The 18,871-nt window shown below is 67.2% G+C and carries 18 protein-coding genes, 1 tRNA gene and 1 other RNA gene; 12 read left to right on the forward strand and 8 right to left on the reverse strand.

Translation table 11 applies throughout. The annotated features are described in order from the left end of the window. Positions 1–23 precede the first annotated feature (23 nt). A complete protein-coding gene (locus ABIB14_RS08415; protein WP_354235427.1) occupies positions 24–980 on the forward strand; it encodes an oxygenase MpaB family protein in 957 nt (318 codons plus the stop codon). A 45-nt stretch (positions 981–1,025) separates the two neighbouring features. On the opposite strand, the gene ABIB14_RS08420 is transcribed toward ABIB14_RS08415, so the two are convergent. Beyond that, positions 1,026–1,110: transfer RNA gene (locus ABIB14_RS08420), tRNA-Ser, on the reverse strand. A gap of 214 nt (positions 1,111–1,324) precedes the next feature. Here ABIB14_RS08420 and ffs point away from each other — a divergent pair. The 4 genes from ffs to ABIB14_RS08440 all read left to right on the forward strand — a co-directional run bounded on the left by ffs (position 1,325) and on the right by ABIB14_RS08440 (position 6,901). Continuing rightward, positions 1,325–1,421, forward strand: an RNA gene (ffs, locus tag ABIB14_RS08425) — signal recognition particle sRNA small type. Positions 1,422–1,448: 27 nt separating this feature from the next. Beyond that, complete coding sequence (locus ABIB14_RS08430; RefSeq protein WP_354235428.1) at positions 1,449–4,454, forward strand: DNA polymerase III subunit gamma and tau; 3,006 nt, start codon at positions 1,449–1,451, stop codon at positions 4,452–4,454. Between the two features lie 51 nt (positions 4,455–4,505). Continuing rightward, positions 4,506–5,105, forward strand: a complete 600-nt coding sequence (gene recR, locus ABIB14_RS08435) for a recombination mediator RecR (RefSeq protein ID WP_354235429.1) — start codon at positions 4,506–4,508, stop codon at positions 5,103–5,105. Between the two features lie 437 nt (positions 5,106–5,542). Next, positions 5,543–6,901: an aspartate kinase gene (locus ABIB14_RS08440; protein ID WP_354235430.1), complete on the forward strand. Its 1,359-nt coding sequence runs from the start codon at positions 5,543–5,545 to the stop codon at positions 6,899–6,901. Between the two features lie 92 nt (positions 6,902–6,993). On the opposite strand, the gene ABIB14_RS08445 is transcribed toward ABIB14_RS08440, so the two are convergent. Then, the gene (locus ABIB14_RS08445) at positions 6,994–7,209 is read right to left on the reverse strand and encodes a hypothetical protein (RefSeq protein WP_354235431.1); all 216 of its coding nucleotides are present in this window, start codon (positions 7,207–7,209) and stop codon (positions 6,994–6,996) included. A 166-nt stretch (positions 7,210–7,375) separates the two neighbouring features. Next, positions 7,376–7,600, reverse strand: coding sequence for a hypothetical protein (locus tag ABIB14_RS08450; protein ID WP_354235432.1), 225 nt, complete (start codon positions 7,598–7,600; stop codon positions 7,376–7,378). A gap of 79 nt (positions 7,601–7,679) precedes the next feature. Here ABIB14_RS08450 and ABIB14_RS08455 point away from each other — a divergent pair, with 79 nt between their 5' ends. The 4 genes from ABIB14_RS08455 (at position 7,680) to ABIB14_RS08470 (ending at position 10,114) form a co-directional block, all read left to right on the forward strand. Next, entirely contained in the window at positions 7,680–8,165 is a 486-nt protein-coding gene (locus ABIB14_RS08455) for a MarR family winged helix-turn-helix transcriptional regulator (protein WP_354235433.1), read from the forward strand. A 75-nt stretch (positions 8,166–8,240) separates the two neighbouring features. Beyond that, the gene (locus ABIB14_RS08460) at positions 8,241–8,801 is read left to right on the forward strand and encodes an SSI family serine proteinase inhibitor (protein WP_354235434.1); all 561 of its coding nucleotides are present in this window, start codon (positions 8,241–8,243) and stop codon (positions 8,799–8,801) included. Continuing rightward, positions 8,770–9,744, forward strand: a complete 975-nt coding sequence (locus ABIB14_RS08465; RefSeq protein ID WP_354235435.1) for a 3-methyladenine DNA glycosylase — start codon at positions 8,770–8,772, stop codon at positions 9,742–9,744. Before ABIB14_RS08460 ends, ABIB14_RS08465 begins: the two co-directional genes overlap by 32 nt. Beyond that, positions 9,737–10,114 carry a serine protease inhibitor gene (locus ABIB14_RS08470; protein WP_354235436.1) on the forward strand — a complete coding sequence of 126 codons (378 nt, stop codon included), beginning with the start codon at positions 9,737–9,739 and terminating at the stop codon, positions 10,112–10,114. The genes ABIB14_RS08465 and ABIB14_RS08470 overlap by 8 nt, the downstream gene beginning before the upstream one ends. 73 nt (positions 10,115–10,187) lie before the next feature. Here ABIB14_RS08470 and ABIB14_RS08475 read toward each other — a convergent pair whose 3' ends face one another. Together ABIB14_RS08475 and ABIB14_RS08480 are read right to left on the reverse strand one after the other, a co-directional pair. Further along, positions 10,188–13,421 (reverse strand): S8 family serine peptidase, encoded by a 3,234-nt coding sequence (locus ABIB14_RS08475; RefSeq protein WP_502909636.1) that lies wholly within the window; start codon positions 13,419–13,421, stop codon positions 10,188–10,190. A 290-nt stretch (positions 13,422–13,711) separates the two neighbouring features. Beyond that, positions 13,712–13,897, reverse strand: a complete 186-nt coding sequence (locus ABIB14_RS08480) for a hypothetical protein (protein ID WP_354235438.1) — start codon at positions 13,895–13,897, stop codon at positions 13,712–13,714. 232 nt (positions 13,898–14,129) lie between these two features. Between ABIB14_RS08480 and purS the strand changes: the two genes are divergently transcribed. The 3 genes from purS to purL are packed head-to-tail and all read left to right on the forward strand — an operon-like array spanning position 14,130 to position 17,483. Further along, positions 14,130–14,381 (forward strand): phosphoribosylformylglycinamidine synthase subunit PurS, encoded by a 252-nt coding sequence (gene purS / locus ABIB14_RS08485; RefSeq protein ID WP_011690410.1) that lies wholly within the window; start codon positions 14,130–14,132, stop codon positions 14,379–14,381. A 1-nt stretch (position 14,382) separates the two neighbouring features. After that, positions 14,383–15,153 carry a phosphoribosylformylglycinamidine synthase subunit PurQ gene (gene purQ, locus ABIB14_RS08490; RefSeq protein ID WP_354235439.1) on the forward strand — a complete coding sequence of 257 codons (771 nt, stop codon included), beginning with the start codon at positions 14,383–14,385 and terminating at the stop codon, positions 15,151–15,153. Beyond that, positions 15,150–17,483 (forward strand): phosphoribosylformylglycinamidine synthase subunit PurL, encoded by a 2,334-nt coding sequence (gene purL / locus ABIB14_RS08495; RefSeq protein ID WP_354235440.1) that lies wholly within the window; start codon positions 15,150–15,152, stop codon positions 17,481–17,483. Before purQ ends, purL begins: the two co-directional genes overlap by 4 nt. Before the next feature lie 80 nt (positions 17,484–17,563). Here purL and ABIB14_RS08500 read toward each other — a convergent pair whose 3' ends face one another. The 3 genes from ABIB14_RS08500 to ABIB14_RS08510 form a co-directional block, all read right to left on the reverse strand. Beyond that, on the reverse strand, positions 17,564–18,166 hold the full coding sequence (locus ABIB14_RS08500) for an endonuclease domain-containing protein (protein WP_354235441.1): 603 nt from the start codon (positions 18,164–18,166) through the stop codon (positions 17,564–17,566). Beyond that, complete coding sequence (locus ABIB14_RS08505) at positions 18,163–18,378, reverse strand: hypothetical protein (RefSeq protein ID WP_354235442.1); 216 nt, start codon at positions 18,376–18,378, stop codon at positions 18,163–18,165. The genes ABIB14_RS08500 and ABIB14_RS08505 overlap by 4 nt, the downstream gene beginning before the upstream one ends. Positions 18,379–18,514: 136 nt before the next feature. Continuing rightward, positions 18,515–18,808, reverse strand: a complete 294-nt coding sequence (locus ABIB14_RS08510; RefSeq protein ID WP_354235443.1) for a DUF503 domain-containing protein — start codon at positions 18,806–18,808, stop codon at positions 18,515–18,517. Positions 18,809–18,871 lie beyond the last annotated feature (63 nt).

An 18,871-nucleotide genomic window follows, 5' to 3' on the forward strand; every position in this document is an offset into this window, starting at 1 on the left:
AGAAGCCGGGTAACAATAGGAGTATGCGCAATGTCCTCAGGGAATGGCAGTCCGAGCTCAAGCAGACCTTCACCGGAACCCGGGATGCGGTTCCAGAATGGGTGGGTCACTTAGCGGAGGGCGACGATGCGGGCTATCACCGCCCCGGTTCCGCCGTCTGGGCCGTGCACGGGGGTATGCCGACCATCGTTGCAGGGATCCGGGCGCTCCTCATGCAGGCGCTGCACCCGGGCGCCCTGGCCGGCGTCCACGACCATTCCCGGTTCCGCGAAGACCCCCTGGGCAGGCTCGCCGGGACGATCCGCTGGATCTTCACCGTCACCTACGGATCGACGGGCGCGGCCCGCGCCGCGTCCGGCTGGGTTTTGCGCCTGCACGAGTCGGTGCACGGGGTCTACCTCGACGGGCACGGTGAACTCCGGCCCTACGCCGCGAACGACCCGGAGCTGCTCCGCTGGGTGCATATCGCCTTCACGGATGCCTTCCTGTCCGTGCACAAGCTCTGGGGCCGGCCAATTCCGGGCGGCCCGGATGCGTACGTGCGCGAATGGGCGCAGGCGGGAACGCTGATGGGCGTGGAGTCGCCGCCACTGAGCGAAGCGGAGATGCGCCGGCAACTCGACCGCTGGTATGACGACGGCGAACTCAGCTCGGGCGACAAGGTCGCCGAGACCGTGGCCTTCATCCGGGATCCCCCGCTGCACCCGGTCCTCAGGCCCGGATACCGGGTGCTGTTCGCCGCGGCCGTGGCCAGCCTCGAGCCTAAATACCGGGATTTGCTGGGGCTGCAGACAGCACGGCTCGGCCCCTTGCCGCTGCCGGTGAAACTGGCAACCAAAGTCACGCTCGGCGTCGTCCATCTTGCCCTCGGCAGGGTCGGCCCAAGCGAGCAGGCTGCCCGTCAACGGCTCCGCCGCCTGGGGTACCCGGGTAGGGGTCCGGCGGCACGGGCGGGTCGGTGCCATGGGTCAAAACTCTAACCCCGGACGCAAAAAGGCCCCGGTCCAAGAGACCGGGGCCAACCGCGGAGAATGGGGGATTTGAACCCCCGAGGGCGTTAACCCAACACGCGTTCCAGGCGTGCGCCATAGGCCGCTAGGCGAATTCTCCAGTAGCTTCTGAATCAAAAGCAGATACTAGAATACCTGAACTTCCCGGCTGCGCCCAATTGAGCCCTTCGTACCCCCGCCATGGGACATGCTCCGCGCCCGGACCGAACCCTGGACATACCCCCCATATGCCCGCCCCACGGCGCAATCAATGGGCATGTCCTTCGCGCCGGCAGGCGGATTCGAGGCACGCGCGATCGTCGGGTAAGCTAGTCGTCGGCCCCTCATGTGGCGTCATCCTGTTGAACTCCCCCAGGACCGGAAGGTAGCAAGGGTAAATGGGCTCTGGCGGGTGCATGGGGGGTCTTTATTGTCTGTGCCGATTGGTAGGGTTTAGCTGTGACTGTTACTACCGCCCTTTACCGAAGATACCGCCCCGATTCGTTCGCGGATGTTATCGGGCAGGAGCACGTCACCGAGCCGCTCATGACGGCTCTGCGGAAGAACCGCGTCAACCATGCCTACCTGTTCTCGGGTCCTCGCGGCTGCGGCAAAACCACCTCCGCCCGGATCCTGGCCCGCTGCCTGAACTGCGCCGAGGGCCCAACCGACACCCCCTGCGGCAAGTGCCCCAGCTGCATTGAACTCGCCCGCGGTGGTTCCGGCTCACTGGATGTGATCGAGATCGACGCCGCCAGCCACGGCGGTGTGGACGACGCCCGGGACCTGCGCGAACGCGCCACATACGCCCCGGTACGTGACCGCTACAAGATTTTCATCATTGACGAGGCCCATATGGTCACCTCGGCCGGCTTCAATGCGCTGCTTAAGATCGTCGAAGAGCCGCCGGAACACATCAAGTTCATCTTCGCCACCACTGAGCCGGACAAAGTGATCGGAACCATCCGGTCCCGCACCCACCACTACCCCTTCCGGCTGGTACCCCCGGAGCCTCTCATGGCCTATCTGGAGCTGCTCTGCCGGCAGGAGAATGTGCCTGTGGCGCCCGGCGTGCTCTCGCTCGTGATTCGCGCCGGCGGCGGCTCCGTGCGCGACTCGCTCTCCGTGCTGGACCAGCTCATGGCCGGCGCCGGCCCGAACGGGCTGGACTACGAACTGGCCGTGGCCCTGCTCGGTTACACGCACGCTTCCCTGCTGGACGACGTCGTCGAGGCCGTTGCCGCCTCCGACGCGGCCACCGTGTTCCGCGCAGTGGACCGCGTCATTCAGACCGGCCACGACCCCCGCCGCTTCGTCGAAGACCTGCTCGAACGATTCCGGGACCTGATCATCGTGCAGGCCATGCCGGAGAGTGCCCAGTCGATCCTGCGCGGAATGCCCGCTGACCAGATCGCGCGGATGCACAATCAGGCACACAACCTCGGTGCCGCCGAACTGTCCCGCGCGGCGGATGTCACCAACACCGCGCTTACCGAAATGACCGGTGCAACGTCGCCGCGGCTGCACCTGGAACTACTCTGCGCCCGCATTTTGTTGCCCAGCTCGGAGCAGACCGAACGCGGGATCGCCGCCCGCATCGACCGGGTGGAGCGGCGCCTGAATTACGCCGGGAACGACGTCGGAACGCCCGCCGCGGCACCCGTGCCCGCTGTCCCCGCGCCGGCGGCCGCTCAGCCAGCTGCGACTCAGTCAGCTGCCGCAGCCCCGGGAACCACCCGACCGGCCGGCACCGCGGACCGGACCGGGTCCGCCGGTACTGAGCTTGCGCCGGCGAGCACTGCACCCGCAGCTTCCGCCCAAGAACCGCGCCAGGATCGGCCCCCGCTCACACCGCCCCGGGTCAGCACCAGCGACTGGCCGGCGGAGGAACCCTCGGCCGCGAAAGTCGCCTCCCGAACTGAACCAGACGCTGCTCCGGCCGCCGACCCCACTGCACAGCCGGTACCGGCGGCCCGGGCAGTCCGCCCGGAGCAGGCCCCGCAGGCCGCCGCGCCGGCAGACTCGATCCGGCCTGCAGCATCCGAGCCGGCACCGGCGGAGCGCGCTACTGCCAGCGTTTCCGCATCGACCCCGGTTCCCGGCGCCGGAGCCGACGTCGAGGTCCTGCGCCGCGCCTGGCCCGAAATCCTGCAGGCACTGACCAAAATTAAGCGCAGCACCTGGGCGCTCGTCGAACCCAACGCGCAGGTGGGCCACTTCGAGGGCCAGGTCCTGACCCTGTCCTTCACCACGCCGGGACTCGCCGGAGCCTTTGGCCGCGCGGACCACGCGGAGAACCTGCGCCAGGCGATCCACACGACCATCGGCATCGATTGCCAGATCACCGCCGTAGGCGGCGGCGCTAACAGCCCAGCGAGCTCTGAGCCAGACCCAAAAGCGCTCGCTAGCCGGGAAGCCCCGGCTAACCCGGCGGATGTCGCCTGGGGTCTGGTGCCGGCGGCCGTGCCCGAACCGGAATCCGTGCCGGCGGCCGGAAACGGAGTTGGAAGCAGTGTCGGAAACGGTGTCGCCGACGGCCCCGACCTTGGCACGGCTGCTCCTGAGGCTGTGGGCACGGCGGCACCCGTATCGCCCGGCGCCCCGTCCCTTGCCGCCCCGGCCGTTGCCAGCCCGCGGACCGGAGCATCCCCCGAGACCGCCGGCGGCCAGGTTACCAATGCCAGCGGCTCCTTCTCCTACCCGGACGACGACTGGGGGCCGCCGAGGGACGAAGATGCGCCGCCCCTGGACGAGGAGCCGCCGATGGACTGGGATCCTTCAGCCCCGGCACCCGTGCGGCCTGCCGCTGAAGCAGCGCCCGCACCAGCACCCACGCGGACTGCAGCACGCAAGCGTTCGGTCAGCAGCGCAGCCAGCACCGCCGCCCCCGCCTCGGCCACGCCCGCCACGGACTCATCCGCGGACCCGTGGGCACTCGCCGTCGAACAGTCCCCCGGGGTCTGGAACGTCGGCACGGAATTGAACGTGGGCCGGCACACCCCACCGGAGCCAGCTCAGCCCAGCCCCGAGTCCGAGCCGCCGCACTACGAGCCGGCCGCTGCTCAGATTCCCGAACCGGTCGGTGCCTTCCAGGCCGCATCTGTTTCCGGACAAGCCGATTCTGTGGACGCCCGCGCATCTTTGGCTCAGCTCGTTCCTGCTGCCGCTGGGCTTGAGTTCTCCCCGGCCGTGACCGCTGCCCCGGTTGACGCCAGTTCAGGCCCAGGACGCCAGAGCCTCTACCAGCGACTGTCGAACAGCCCCGAGGCGGAGGCCGGACGCGCCAAGGCACCCGTGCGCTCCGCCGTGGCCGTGACGAGCTACGAACAGGACATACCCAGCGCCGACGACGAAACGATCGAGGAATCCGGCGTCTTCGGCCGCGCCGCCGTCGAGCGTATCCTGGGCGGGAAGCTGCTCGAAGAGCGCTCCTTGGACGGAAGCCCGTTGGCACCACGCTTCTAGCCTTCCCGGCGGCCGTACCGGTTGCCGCTCCCCCAAACAAACGAGGAAAACGTGTACGAAGGTGCGGTTCAGGAGCTGATCGACGAGCTAGGACGCCTTCCCGGCGTCGGGCCCAAGTCCGCCCAACGTCTTGCCTTCCACATCCTGGAAGCCGACCCGCAGGACATGAAGCGCCTTGCCGAGGCTATTACCACTGTCAAGGAGCGGGTAAAGTTCTGCACCGTCTGCGGCAACGTCACCGAGCAGGAATTGTGCAATATCTGCCGGGACCCGCGCCGCGACCCGTCCGTCATCTGCGTCGTGGAGGAATCCAAGGACGTACTGGCCGTGGAGCGCACCCGCTCTTTCCGCGGCCGGTACCACGTACTGGGCGGCGCCATTAACCCCATTGCCGGGATCGGCCCGGAGCAGCTGCGGATCCGTGAACTGCTGACCCGGCTCAACGACGGCGCCATCCAGGAAATCATCATCGCCACCGACCCTAACCTCGAGGGCGAGGCCACGGCCACCTACCTCGCGCGGATGCTCAAGTCGATTGGCATCGCCGTCACGAGACTCGCCTCCGGCCTGCCGGTGGGTGGCGACCTTGAGTACGCCGACGAAGTCACCCTTGGCCGGGCCTTCGAAGGCCGCCGCAACGCGCTGACCTGATCCCACCACCCACGGAGCGCTTCCCGCAGGCTTAATCGGGCCGTTTTTGTCCAGTTGAGCCATTGCGTGGGGTTCGGACATGTCCAGAGGGAAGGGCCGGCAATGGGCACAGTACTCATATGCCCATCCTTCGAGCGCAGCAGCGGGCATGTCCCACGCCCCCGTTGGGCATGTCCGCTGGCCGCAGTGCAAGCTGGGCATGTCCGCCGGCCGGGGCGCAGGATGGGCATGTTCTGTCGAGGCAACCCCGGAAGCGCCCCGGGACCGGGCCAGCGTGCGGTAGTCCGCCAAACGGCTGAGATTGGGTCACAATTGAACGCCGGAGAGCCGCCAGCGATAAACTGGGTTGACACGTCACGCCGTCCTGAAGCTAAACGTCCAGAAGCCAAGGCCGTTCCTGACTTCCAAACTCCGACTGATCCAGTGAAGGTCCGCGCATGAGTACGCCCACTACCGAAGTGCACACCGCCGCTAAGCCGCAGGAACTGCCCGCGGTTCCCGCCGCCACCAAGCACCTGGTCGTGAAGAAGTTCGGCGGTTCCTCCGTGTCGGACGCGGAAGGCATCAAACGCGTCGCCCGACGCGTCGTCGACGCCCACAACGCGGGCGACGAAGTCGTCGTCGTGGTTTCCGCCATGGGCGACACCACCGACGAACTCCTGGACCTTGCCGCCCAGGTGACCGACTCCGCCCCGGCCCGGGAAATGGACATGCTCCTTTCCGCCGGGGAGCGCATCTCGATGGCGCTGCTCGCGATGGCCATCAACACGTACGGCGCCTCGGCGCAGTCCTTCACCGGCTCACAGGCCGGGATGATTACCGACGGCATCCACGGCAAGGCCCGGATCATCGACGTCGACCCGCACCGGATCCGCACCGCCCTCGACAAGGGACATATCGCCATTGTCGCGGGCTTCCAGGGCATGAGCCGCATTACACACGAGATCACCACACTGGGCCGGGGCGGGTCGGACACCACGGCGGTGGCGCTGGCCGCGGCCCTCGACGCCGACGTCTGCGAAATCTTCACCGACGTCGACGGGATCTACACCGCAGACCCGCGAGTGGTCCCCTCCGCCCGGAAGATCGACCGCATCTCCAGCGAGGAAATGCTGGAACTCGCGGCCTCCGGCGCCAAGATCCTGCACCTGCGCTGCGTGGAATACGCCCGCCGTTTCGGGATGCCGCTGCACGTCCGCTCCTCATTCAGCCAGAACGAAGGCACCTGGGTCCTGCCCAGCGCCGATGACAAGATCACGATTCAAGAGGGAGTTGCCTTGGAGCAGCCAATCATCTCCGGCGTTGCACACGACCGTTCCGAAGCCAAAGTCACTGTGGTCGGCGTTCCGGACATTCCCGGCAAGGCCGCGGCCATCTTCCAGGTGATCGCCGACGCGCACTCCAACATCGACATGATCGTCCAGAACGTCTCCACCCACGGCACCGGCCGGACGGACATCTCCTTTACCCTGCCGATCGTCGAAGGAGCCGACGCCCTCGACGCCCTCCGAGCCGCCCATGCCGAAATCGGCTTCGAGAACATCGAATACAACGAAAAGATCGGCAAGCTGTCCCTGATCGGCGCCGGAATGCGCTCACACCCCGGCGTCTCTGCACGGTTCTTCGCCGCGCTCTCCGAGGCCGGGATCAACATCAACATGATCTCCACCTCGGAAATCCGCATCTCCGTGGTGACGCACGCCGACCTGCTCGACGACGCCGTGCGCGCCATTCACAAGGCGTTCGACCTGGACGGCGACGACGAGGCAACGGTCTACGGCGGCACCGGCCGCTAACGATCGGGCCCGCGGACCCCACCCGCCCCGCAAGTGCCACGAAAAGGGAGCGGCAGTCGCCGCTCCCTTTTTAGGTTCCGCTTCCGGGCGGGTCAGACCTGTTCCTTGGGGAGGTCTTCCCGACGGACGGCGTAATGGTGTCCCTGGGAGTCGGACTCAACTTCGAATCCAGCGAGATCGGTCTCCGAGGCTTGCTCATAATCATCGTGCGAGTGCAGGACCGGCGAGTCGTAGTCCCCCCGCGAGGCAGGGCCAAACAGGAACCATACCCAAGACGAGGGGCGCAGGTGCTGCCTCAGTGCAGCCATCCTCAGTGCGTATGCCACATTTCCACCCCCTTCCCGTTGACAGGCAAAGCGGAAAAGCTGCGGCGCAGGTGGCGCCAGTGCCCTCATTTTACGCCCGACGGCGGCAAAAGGCACGGGCGACGGCAGTGTCGTGCGGCAGGCCGGAGCCGGAGCCGGAGTGGTCGGCCTAGCGCAAGGACTTGTCCTCGGGGTTGCGCGGAACCACGTAGGTACTGCCGTCCGGCCGGTGCAGGGTCGCCCACTGCTGGGCCTCCGCCTCCCGCTGGGCCAGCAACTGGCGGTTCTGCTCCGTCATCTCATGGCCGAGCGAGCTGCGGTTGGCAGGGCCGATGATTGCCCGTAGTTTCCCGGTCGCACGCATGAACCGCTGGGCGGCGTTTTCCTTCTCCATCGCTACCTACTCCTTCGAAGCTGACATGCTGCCAGTGTACGCTAATCATTAGTGCACTAACTATTTTGAGGAGGGCCCGATGCCCGACCCCGCCGGAACCGCCTCCGTGGACGAGGATCTCCTGCTGGAGCGTCAACTCTGTTTCGCCCTGACCGTCGCATCCCGCAGCGTGGTGGGGGCCTACAAGCCGGTCCTGGACGCGCTCGGCCTCACCCACCCGCAATATCTGGTGATGCTGTGCCTGTGGGAATCGAGTCCCCGCTCCGTCCGCGATATCAGCGATGCCCTCGCCCAGGAGCCCGCCACAATTTCGCCACTGCTGCGGCGGCTCGAAGTGGCGGGCCACATCACCAGGCAGCGGGCCGAAGGCGACGAGCGCAGCCTCGCCGTGCGCCTGACCGCCAGCGGCGCGGCGCTGCGGCAGAAGGCTACAGCGGTGCCCGGCACTATGTTGGCCCGGCTGGGCCTGGACCGCGAGGAGGTCGCAGAACTGCATACCTCCATGATGCGACTCATCGCAGCCACCCGATCAGCAGACAACGGAGCGGCCAGCCCGGCCAGCTAGGCCCGGCCGAGGGTCCTGCCCCGCGCCAGGCCCGCCCCGCGGCGCTAGAATTAGGTGAACCGAGGAGAACCGCCAATGCGCAAGACCCTGATTCCCGCCATGCTTGTCCTGCTGGCGGCGGCCGGCCTGACCGCCTGCTCACCCGGCGGGTCCGGCCAAGGCGCCACGACCGGGTCAAGCCAAGGCTCAGTCTCGGCCAGCGCCCCGGCCTCGGGTACGCCGTCGGCGGACGCCGAATCCACCGCCCCGGCACCGTCACCGTCGGCCGCGGCCCCCACTGCCGGCCCCGGCCAGGGCAACGCCGAGCTGGCCATCATGGTCAAGCCCTCCGCCAGCGGGCAGGCCGCCAACTACACGCTGGTCTGCCAGAAGGGGATTCCGGCGGCGGAAAGCCAGCACCCCACCGCCGCTGCGGCCTGCACCGCCCTGAAGGACAACGCCGCGCTCCTGAGCCCCGCCCCGCGGCCCACGGACAAGGTGTGCACCCAGCAGTACGGCGGCCCGGCGGAGGCAACCGTGACCGGTTCCGTGGACGGCAGCGCCGTCGAAGCCAATTTCAGTTTGCGGGACGGCTGTGAAATCGCCCAGTGGAAGGCCGCCAAGGATGTCCTGGGATCAACGGGCGGGGCTGTCTAAACTGCAGCACCTCACGCAGAGCGACTGGCTCCAGCGCGAAGCCGCCCACCAGCAGCGCGTCCGGGCCTACGCTGATCCCTACCTCGCGCGCCGGTCAACCGGCCGTAAGCACCCGGTGGAGGATTTCCTCTTCACCTACTACACGCAAAAGCCCGGCCAGCTGCTGCGCTGGCACCCTGGCGCCGGCGTCGTGCTCTCCGGACCGGCAGCTACGGCGCGCGCCGGCTGGAAGTACTACCGTGTACCCGACGCCGCCGAACTCGCCGCCGCGGGACTGGCACCAGGCACGGACGCCGTGACCGTCGACGTCGAACGATTCCTCAGCGAGCGCCGCGACGCCGTGCAGTTCGCCGGCGTCATCCTCGCGGGGACCCGGAGCCGGCCCGCACAGTTTGGCTGCTTCGGGCTGCACGAATGGGCGATGGTCTACCGGCAGGACAAATTCGAACTGCGGCATGAGTACCTGAAGCTACGGCTCGGTTCGGAGCGAACCGACCGGGTGGTGGAGGAGAACCGGATCCGGTGCTCGCATTTCGACGCGTTCCGCTTCTACACCCCGGATGCGGCGCCACTGAACAGCCTGCGGCCAAGCCGCGAGAACCAGCGGACCATGGAACAGCCAGGCTGCCTGCACGCGAACATGGACCTCTATAAGTGGGCCTACAAGCTCTCACCCGTGCTGCCCGGCGAGCTGGTCATGGACTGCTTCGAGCTGTCTTGGCGGATCCGTGCCATGGATATGCGCGCCTCCCCCTACGAGCTGAGCGAGTGGGGCTACCCGCCCATCCGGATCGAGACGCCGGACGGGAAGGCTGAATACGTGGAGCAGCAGCGGGCCTTCGCGGCCGCCGCACAGGACCTGCGCCAGCGGCTGCTCCGCGAACTCAGCCCGCTGCTGGCGGCCGCCGGCGCCGACACCCCCCAGGAAGGACGCCATGACTGACCCGACCGGAACGAACAGCTTGCACGACGTCGACCTCTCCATCCGGCTGACCGAGGCGCCCGGCGCCCCGGAGTACAGCTTCCGTCTGGTCGCCGACGGCGGCACGTCCGCCGGTTCCACCCTGCCGGACCCTGCCGCGGCGCTGCAGGCCCTCCGGCTACACGGCGAGGAGGTCTTCTTCCCGCAGCCCGGACCGCCGAAGCTGTGCACCCAGCAGTACGGCGGACCACAGGTTGCCGTGGTCACCGGGCGCTATCTGGGCCGCGAAGTCCACAGCGAATTCAACCGCACCGACGGCTGCGAAATAGCACGCTGGCGGGCCATGGCGCCTCTGCTGGGCGGCACCGCCGGATCCACGGGCGCCGTCTGAGGCGCGGTGCATAAACGGCAATGACCGGCGGGTACAAGCCGCCGGTCATTGCCGTTGTAAGGAAGGGTTGTGCCTAGATGGCGTTGTTCGGAGCCTGAGCCAGGTCCCCGTTCTGGATCTTGCCCTTCTCCTTCTTCACCTTCTTGCCCTTTTCCTTCTTGTCCTTGTCCTTGTCCTGGTTGCCGTGGTGTCCCGAGTCGCCGCTGTCGCCGGGACCGTCGTTGCTGTCTTGATCCTCGGACGTCGGCGGCACGACGACCGTGCCGGCCGGGGTCACGATCACGCTGACGAAGGTCGGCGAGCTCGCGCCGGCAAAGGTCACCCGGCCGATGTACGAGCCCACCTGGAGGCCCTTCCAGTTAAGGGTGACCTGGCCGGCCTTGCCGTTAGCCAGCTTCAGCGGGTTCGGTGAGAGGGACGCGTTGCCAACATTGGCGACGAGCACCGCGGCGTCCACCGACGCCTTCGTAGCCTGTCCGTTCGGGCTGGCGTAGAGGTTGGCGTAGATCGTGTACGTGCCGGCGGCCGGGTTCGGGATGGAAACCGATTCGCTGGCCGACGACGTGGCCACCGTGAGGGGACCGTTGGGTGTCATAACGTACATATCGAAGTCGGCCTTCGGGTCCGTGGAGAGGACCGAGAACTTTGCCAGCGGGCTTCCTACCGGAACCTGGACGGTCTTGACATAGTTGGACGCATCACTCGTGCCGGTGAAGACGCCGGGGACGAGCTCCACGGTGGTCGAATCTGCCTTGGAGAGCCCGTCAAGAGTCATCTGGATCGGTGCATCCGTGCCCGAAACCACCTTGATGTCGCCGGAGCCGGCGGCCTTGTCCGTGCTGAAGGCGACATCGCTGGCGGCAACGACCGACTGCGGGCGGACCGAGATCGGCGAGGTAACGGTCTTGCCGGCACCTTCCCAGCTCAGCGAGCCCATGGCGAACTTGCCCAACGCCGCGCCCTGGTTTTCGAAGGTGACTTTGAAGGTACGCTGTTCGCCCGCATCCTTGAAGTTCAGGGCGGCCGGGGACACGCTGACCTTGATGCCCGGGACGTTGGCCTTGACCTTGTAAACACCAGGGGTCAGGGCGGTCACCGTTCGGGTGACCTCGATCTTGCCGGTGAGGTTGCCCAGTGCGAACGAGGGAACATTCATGTCCCGCGGCTTGGTGCTGGACGGCAGGCCGAGATCGACACCGGTGCCTTGGATGAACTTCAGGTAATCCTCGCTGCCAGCGTCGTAGACCAGGCCCGGATCCACCATGCGGGCCGGATCGACCTCACCCGCGCCGGTCGCGTGGACGTCGGTGTCTTTAGAGCCGTCAGCGAGTTTGACCTCGGACGCGGTCGTCATCATGGCGGATTTCACCGCAGCCGGGGACCAGTCCGGGTTCTTGCCCAGGAGCAGCGCCCCGAAGCCGGCAACATGCGGAGCGGCCATGGACGTGCCCGACATGAAACCGAACTTGGCCCCGTCCGAGCCAAGCGGCGACACTCCGGCGAGCACAGCTACGCCGGGAGCAGCGACGTCGGGCTTCAGCAGGTCCGAGTCGGTGGCCAGCAGCGGCCCGCGGGAGGAGAAGCCTGCCATCTGCGGCTGTGCCTCCAGCGGCAGTCCGGTGGTGTCCTTGTTGACCAGGGAGACCGTCATTCCCGGGTCCTTGGTGAGCTTGGCCTTGATGGCCTCGGTGGCGGGCGGGTTCACGTGCACCGTCGGTACCGCATGCTGGTCCGTGTCCAGCGAGGAGTTGCTCAGGTTCACCAGGATCATGCCGACGCCGCCGCCGCGGGCCACTTCGGTGCTCTTGGCGACGCGGTCTACAACGCCGCGGTCGCACACCACGACCTTGCCGGCGATCTTCGCCGGGTCAAGGGTGCCGGGCCCGCACAATGCGGGGGTCGACGGCGGGTTCGCGGCGGCCGCGTTCGCTGCCAGCACGGCCCCGGCGTTCTTAACCTCGCGGTTCATGATGCTCGCGCCGCGGAACTTGCTGCCGTCGGCGAACTCGATGGTGCCCTGCAGCTCCTGCGAGAAGCTGGTGGCCGCGACGGTGGTGACCCAGGGCGCGCCGTGGTTCACCGTGCTGGCGGTGGGGCCGGAGTTGCCGGCGGAGGCGGCGACGAAGATGCCGGTAGAAGCCGCGTTCAGGAACGCCACCGAGACCGGGTCGATCACGGACGTCGCGGATCCGGAGATCGAGTAGTTCAGGACGTCCACGCCGTCCGTGATGGCCTGGTCGACAGCGGCAACCGAGGAAGAGCTGTAGCAGCCGCCGGTGTTGGGGTCGGTGTCTTCCCAACACACTTTGTACACGGAGAGCTTCGCTGCCGGCGCGATGCCGCTGGTCAGGCCGAAGCTCCGGCCGTCAACGATCGTCTCGACGTTGGCGTTGCCGGCCGCTGTGCTCGCCGTGTGGGTGCCGTGGCTGGCGACGTCGACGGGGGAGATCTGGTCGGCTCGCTCGTCCGGCGGGACGAACTTCAGGAAGTCATCGGCGAAGTAGTGTGCGGAGAGGACCTTGGAGTTGCAGGCAGAGCCGTCGAAACCCTCGCCCTTCTGGCACTCGCCGGTGAAGGTGTCGCCGTCGGCCTTGAGCATGGCGATCTTCCCGTCCGCGGTGCGGTAGGGGACGCCGACGACGGGACGGCCCACCAGCGGCTTGACTTCGTCGCCGGCGAAGAACGCGCTGTCCGGGGTGTAGCCGGTGTCGATGACGCCGACGACGACGCCCTTGCCGGCCGCATCCTGGCCGCCGAACTTGGTGTTCCAGGCGCCGTTGGCGCCGCTGAGCTTCAGGAAGTCGGTGCTGGAGTAGTCCGGAGCGTTTTCCGTGTCGGGGGCGACCGTCAGGACGCTGGGGTCCTTCGCGAGCTTGATGGCCTGGTCCGTGGTGAGCGTGGCGCTGAAGCCGTTGACCGCCGCCGAGAACTGGCGCCGGATCGGGACGTTCTGCTTTCCGGCGACCTCTGCCTGCTTTTGCTCCAGGTGGGCCCGATAATTCTTGACCTCGCCCCTGTTGGCGTCGAGTTTCTTGCCCTTCGAGGGCTTAGTGGCCGGCATCCCGGCCGTGGAGCCGTCGTAGGTAGCCGCCGGCTGTTCAGCGAGGAGGACGATGTAGCGACCGTCCGGGTAGCTGGCGGGATCCAGATTTCTCTGTGCGATTCCGGCTACCGTGGCTCCCTGCGCCGGCGACGCGGTGGCGGGCGCTATGGCCGCTGTAGAGAGGAGAACCGGCAAGCCCAGGGTCAGTGCCGCGGCCCTCCGTAGTCCCCCGCTTCGAAGGAAGCTCTTTCCTGGTGATTTCACGAGTGATTTGAACCTTTCAGAAGGAACGGTCCCGGCGCCAGTGCCGGGTAAGTCGGCAGGAACGGGTGCGGGAACAGGAGTCGAGTCTCGCGCACCGGCGGATACCAGCCGAGTCATACAGTACAGACTGATAGCTAAATATGACATAGGACACAGCCAATAATCGAAAGTTGTCACACCGCTCGACAAGGGACAGCTGTCCATGGACAGGGCGACGCCGGGACGGCGGGGCCGTCCCGGCAGAAGGAGTAACTACTGCGGGGTTTTAGACGCTCTCGACCGGCGGCCGGCTACTGCCGGGGCGTGCGGACAACCTCGCTGATCCAGGCGCGGGTCTTGTCGTCAAGGGGTGCGGCCACGTTGCTCGACCTGGCCGCCCTGTCCGCCTTGATCTTCTGCAGCACCATCCGGCCGAGGCCGGCGAAGACGGCGGCAGCAACCACGGGAATCAGCACGGATTTCGATTTCTCAGCCATTCACCCATCCTACTGAGCGCACTCCGCGGAGACCATAGTCACCGACTGCCCCGGACCCCGGCTTCACGAATGCGCCGAGGTGCACGGCGCCCGGTAGAATAGGGGTGCAAGCTCGCGGAGCGCCCGTTCATATTGTCCAAAAACACCGTTGTCCTCATCACATAGCGGAACGGCGTGAGACGGCATCGCTCCGCTGCGCCCTTACCCAATGCTCACGCACAGGAGTTGCCGGATGCCCCGGATCGTTGTCGACGTCATGCCCAAGCCCGAGATTCTCGACCCGCAGGGGAAGGCCATCGTGGGTGCATTGCCCCGCCTGGGCTTTACCGCGTTCAGCTCTGTCCGCCAGGGCAAGCGGTTCGAACTGACCGTCGACGGCGAGGTGACGGAGGAGATCCTGGCCCAGGCCCGCAATGCCGCGGAAACCCTGCTCTCCAACCCGGTCATCGAGGACGTCGTCAACGTCGAGGTCGTCGAGGCCTGAGATGACTGAACTCCCCCTGATCGGCGGGGCCGCCACCGTGGCCGCAGACGCTCCTGATGCTCGCAAGCTCGCGGGTGCGCGGATCGGCGTCGTCACCTTCCCCGGCACCCTTGATGACCGCGACGCCGTCCGGGCCGTCCGCCTGGCCGGCGCCACCCCGGTGGCGCTCTGGCACGCCGACACCACCCTGGGGGACGTCGACGCCGTCGTGATTCCCGGCGGTTTCTCGTATGGCGACTACCTCCGAGCCGGCGCCATCTCGCGCTTCGCGCCGTTGATGGCGCAGGTCATCGACGCCGCCAATTCGGATGCCAGGCTGCCCGTGCTCGGCATCTGCAACGGTTTCCAGATCCTGACCGAGTCGCACCTGTTGCCGGGGTCCATGATCAAGAACGACCACCTGAAGTTCATGTGCCGCGACCAGGTCCTCCGCGTGGAGAACAACACCACGGCCTGGACCGGTGACTACGCCGCAGGCCAGGAAATCACTGTTCCGCTGAAGAACCAGGACGGCCAGTACATCGCCGACGAGAAGACGCTCGACGCCCTGGAGGCTGAGGGCCGCGTGGTGTTCCGCTACGTCGGCTGGAACCCGAACGGCTCCCGCCGCGACATCGCCGGCATTTCCAACGCCGCCGGCAACGTGGTGGGCCTTATGCCGCACCCCGAGCATGCCGTCGAGTCCGGTTTCGGCCCGGAGGAGGGCTCCGGCACCGAGGGCCTCGGCTTCTTCACCTCTGTCCTGAACAAGATCGTGGGAGACAACAAATGACGGAGACACCCGCAGTGGCGGCGCCCGCGGAGACCGCCAAGAAGTTCAACATCGACACGGTCGAGAACGCGGCCAAGACACCGGACACCGAACTCCCGTGGGCCGAGCTGGGCCTGAAGCAGAACGAGTTCGACGAGGTCGTCAAGGTCCTGGGCCGCCGCCCCACCGGTGCCGAGCTCGCCATGTACTCCGTGATGTGGAGCGAGCACTGCTCCTACAAGTCCTCCAAGAACCACCTGCGCCAGTTCGGCGAAAAGGTGACCGAGGAGATGAAGAAGGACATGCTCGTGGGCATCGGCGAGAACGCCGGCGTCACGAACCTGGGCGACGGCTGGGCCGTGACGTTCAAGATCGAGTCGCACAACTCGCCGTCGTACGTGGAGCCCTACCAGGGCGCCGCGACCGGCATCGGCGGCATTGTCCGCGACATCATCTCGATGGGCGCCCGGCCGGTGGCAGTGATGGATCCGCTGCGTTTCGGCGCCATCGACCACCCGGACACCGCCCGCGTCATGCACGGCGCGGTGGCCGGCATCGGCGGCTACGGCAATTCGCTGGGCCTGCCGAACATCGGCGGCGAAATGGTCTTCGACTCCGTCTACCAGGGCAACCCCCTGGTCAACGCCCTCGCCGTCGGCGTCATGCGGCACGAGGACATCCGCCTCGCCAACGCGTCCGGCAAGGGCAACAAGGTGGTTCTTTTCGGCGCCCGCACCGGCGGCGACGGGATCGGCGGCGCGTCTGTGCTGGCCTCGGAGTCCTTCGATGACAGCAAGCCCTCCAAGCGGCCCGCCGTCCAGGTAGGCGACCCGTTCGCCGAGAAGGTCCTGATCGAGTGCTGCCTTGAACTGTTCAAGGGCTCCCTGGTCGAGGGCATCCAGGACCTCGGCGCCGCGGGCATTTCCTGCGCCACGTCCGAGCTGGCTTCCAACGGCGACGGCGGCATGCAGGTTGAGTTGACCTCGGTCCTGCTGCGCGACCCGACGCTGACGCCGGGCGAGATCCTGATGTCCGAGTCGCAGGAACGCATGATGGCCGTGGTCACCCCGGAGAACGTCGCCGCATTCGAGGCCGTCATGGAGAAGTGGGCCGTGGAGTACTCCTGGCTGGGCGAAGTCACCGATACCGGCCGCCTGATCATCACCTGGGGCGGCGACGTGATTGTCGACGTCGACCCCCGCACCGTGGCCCACGACGGCCCGGTCTACGACCGCCCTTACAAGCGCCCCGAATGGCAGGACTCGGTGCAGGCCGATTCCTTCACCGGGTCGGTCCAGGACGCGGGCCGCCCCTCCGCCCCGACGGAGCTGGCCGCCGCGGTCACCGAGCTCGTGGCGTCGCCGAATATGTGCAGCAAGGCCTGGATCACCAACCAGTACGACCGCTACGTCGGCGGCAACACCGCGATGGCGTTCCCGGACGACGCCGGCGTGGTCCGGGTGGATGAGGAAACAGGACTCGGCGTGGCCCTGGCCACGGACGCCAACGGCCGCTACACCTACCTCGATCCGTACCACGGCGCGCAACTGGCCCTGGCCGAGGCCTATCGCAATGTGGCCACCTCCGGCGCCGTGCCGATGGCCGTCAGCGACTGCCTGAACTTCGGTTCCCCCGAGGATCCGGACGTCATGTGGCAGCTCGCCGAGTCCATCCGCGGCCTGTCGGACGCCTGCATGGTGCTGGGCATCCCGGTCACCGGCGGCAACGTCTCGCTCTACAACCAGACCGGCAGCGTGCCGATCCACCCCTCCCCCGTGGTCGCCGTGCTGGGCAAGCTGGACGACGTCGCCCGCCGCACCCCTTCGGGCTGGCGCGAGGACGGCCAGGCCATCTACCTGCTCGGCAGGACCGCGGCGGAACTCGACGGGTCGGAGTGGTCCAAGCTGCGCGGGCACCTGGGCGGACTTCCGCCGAAGGTGGACCTCGCCGCCGAGCGTGAGTTGGGTGAAATCCTGATCAACGCCTCGCGCGACGGCATGGTGGATTCCGCGCACGACCTCTCCGAAGGCGGCCTCGCGGCAGCCCTCGTGGAGTCCGCGCTACGCTACGGCGTCGGCGCCCGGATCGCACTGCAGGACGTCCTGGACCGCGACGGCGTAGACCTGTTCACCGCGCTGTTCTCCGAGTCCCAGGCCCGCGCCATCGTGGCCGTGCCGCGCTCGGAGGAGATCCGGTTCAAGGACATGTGCACCGCCCGCGGCTTCGCCCACGTCCGGATCGGCGTCGTGGATGCGGAGAGCGGAAAGCTGGAAATCAACGGCGTGGACACGATGAGCCTGGGCGCGCTCCGCGAGGCCCACGAGGCTACCCTGCCGAAGTACTTCGGCTGACCCCGACCGGCCCACCTCATCGATTGCTCCGTAGCCGCCCTTTTGAACCCTCAGAACGGCGGTTACGGAGCAGTCGTTGCTTAAGGGGCGGGGCGCCAGCCGGCCTGGATGAGTGCGGTCCGGACCTTGGCCACGGCGGCTTTGGCATCATCGTGCATGTGGCGCTTAGAGATCCGCACCTCGGTCCAGCCGAGGGCCGCGTACCGCTCGGAACGGGAAATGTCCCGGACCACCTGGGCTTCGTCCCCGTGCTGTTCTCCCTCGTACTCGATCCCGACCCGGTATTTCCGATAGGACAGGTCCGGTTCGTGGTGCCTGGCCCCGGCGTCATCAACGATCGGCACGTTCAGCTCCGGCTCCGGAAGCCCCGCACGGACCAGGGCCAGCCGCAGCAAGGATTCCTGAGGCGAATCCGAGCCCACCCGAATGAGTTTTAAAGCCTCTCGCGCCTTGCGGATGCCTCGCTTTCCCTTGTGCCGGTCGATCATTCGCTGTAGATCCGCGAGGCTGCATAAAGGCATGTCCCTGCCCTCGAGCTCGGTACGGGGCACCCGGACGCAGCTGTCGCCGGCCACGACGAGTTCGTCGATGGTAAGCATTTCGGCCAGGTCCAGCCAGGTTCGCTCCGGGGTGGTGATGGGTATTCCGTCCAGAACCGTGACCTCATCTTCGGACAGCTTCATCCGGTGGACGATGACATGCGGCCGGTTGAGGTGGGCCGCACCTTCACGCACAGGGGAAGACCCGGCGTCGGGCCCGGGGAACGGATCCCCTTGCCGAGCGCCGTGAGGGAGCGATGGCGGAGCCGCTTGGCCGACACCCCGGCCGCAGCGGCTTCGGCAACGGTGAAGGGGCGTTTCTGGAAGTCTTCCGGCAGCGGGCGCGCGGTTTTCATGGCTTCATCAGACCAGAACCGCCAGGCGGGCGCAGAAGTTATCCACACCGACCCATCCGTTGCTCCGCAGGTGCCCTTATGGGGCCTGAAAAGGGCGGCTACGGAGCAATCGATGGTGCGGGGCGGCGGGTGAGGGTCAGTCGTCGCTGTGGAATTCGCGCTGGCGGGCACTGAGCAGTTCGAGTTCCGGCCGCGCGGCCACGAAGCGTTCGACGGCGGCGAGCACGTCCACCAGTTGCGCCCGGTCGGCGGCGACGAGCCCGGCCCCGATGACGGTGCGCCGGTACTGCTCCTGGAACGCCGCTTCGGTCACGGAGACGTCGAAGCGGCGCTTGAGTTCGGCCAGCACCGGGCGCACCACGGATCGTTTCTCCTTAAGGCTGTGGACATCGCCGAGGAGGATGTCGAATTCAATCCAACCGATCCACATGCCCTCATGCTATCCATTGTTCCGCACCGGCCGTTTTGGGGGTTCAGAAGGGCCGGCCCGGAG

The organism is Arthrobacter sp. UYEF3, from assembly GCF_040546245.1.
Lineage (GTDB): Bacteria > Actinomycetota > Actinomycetes > Actinomycetales > Micrococcaceae > Arthrobacter.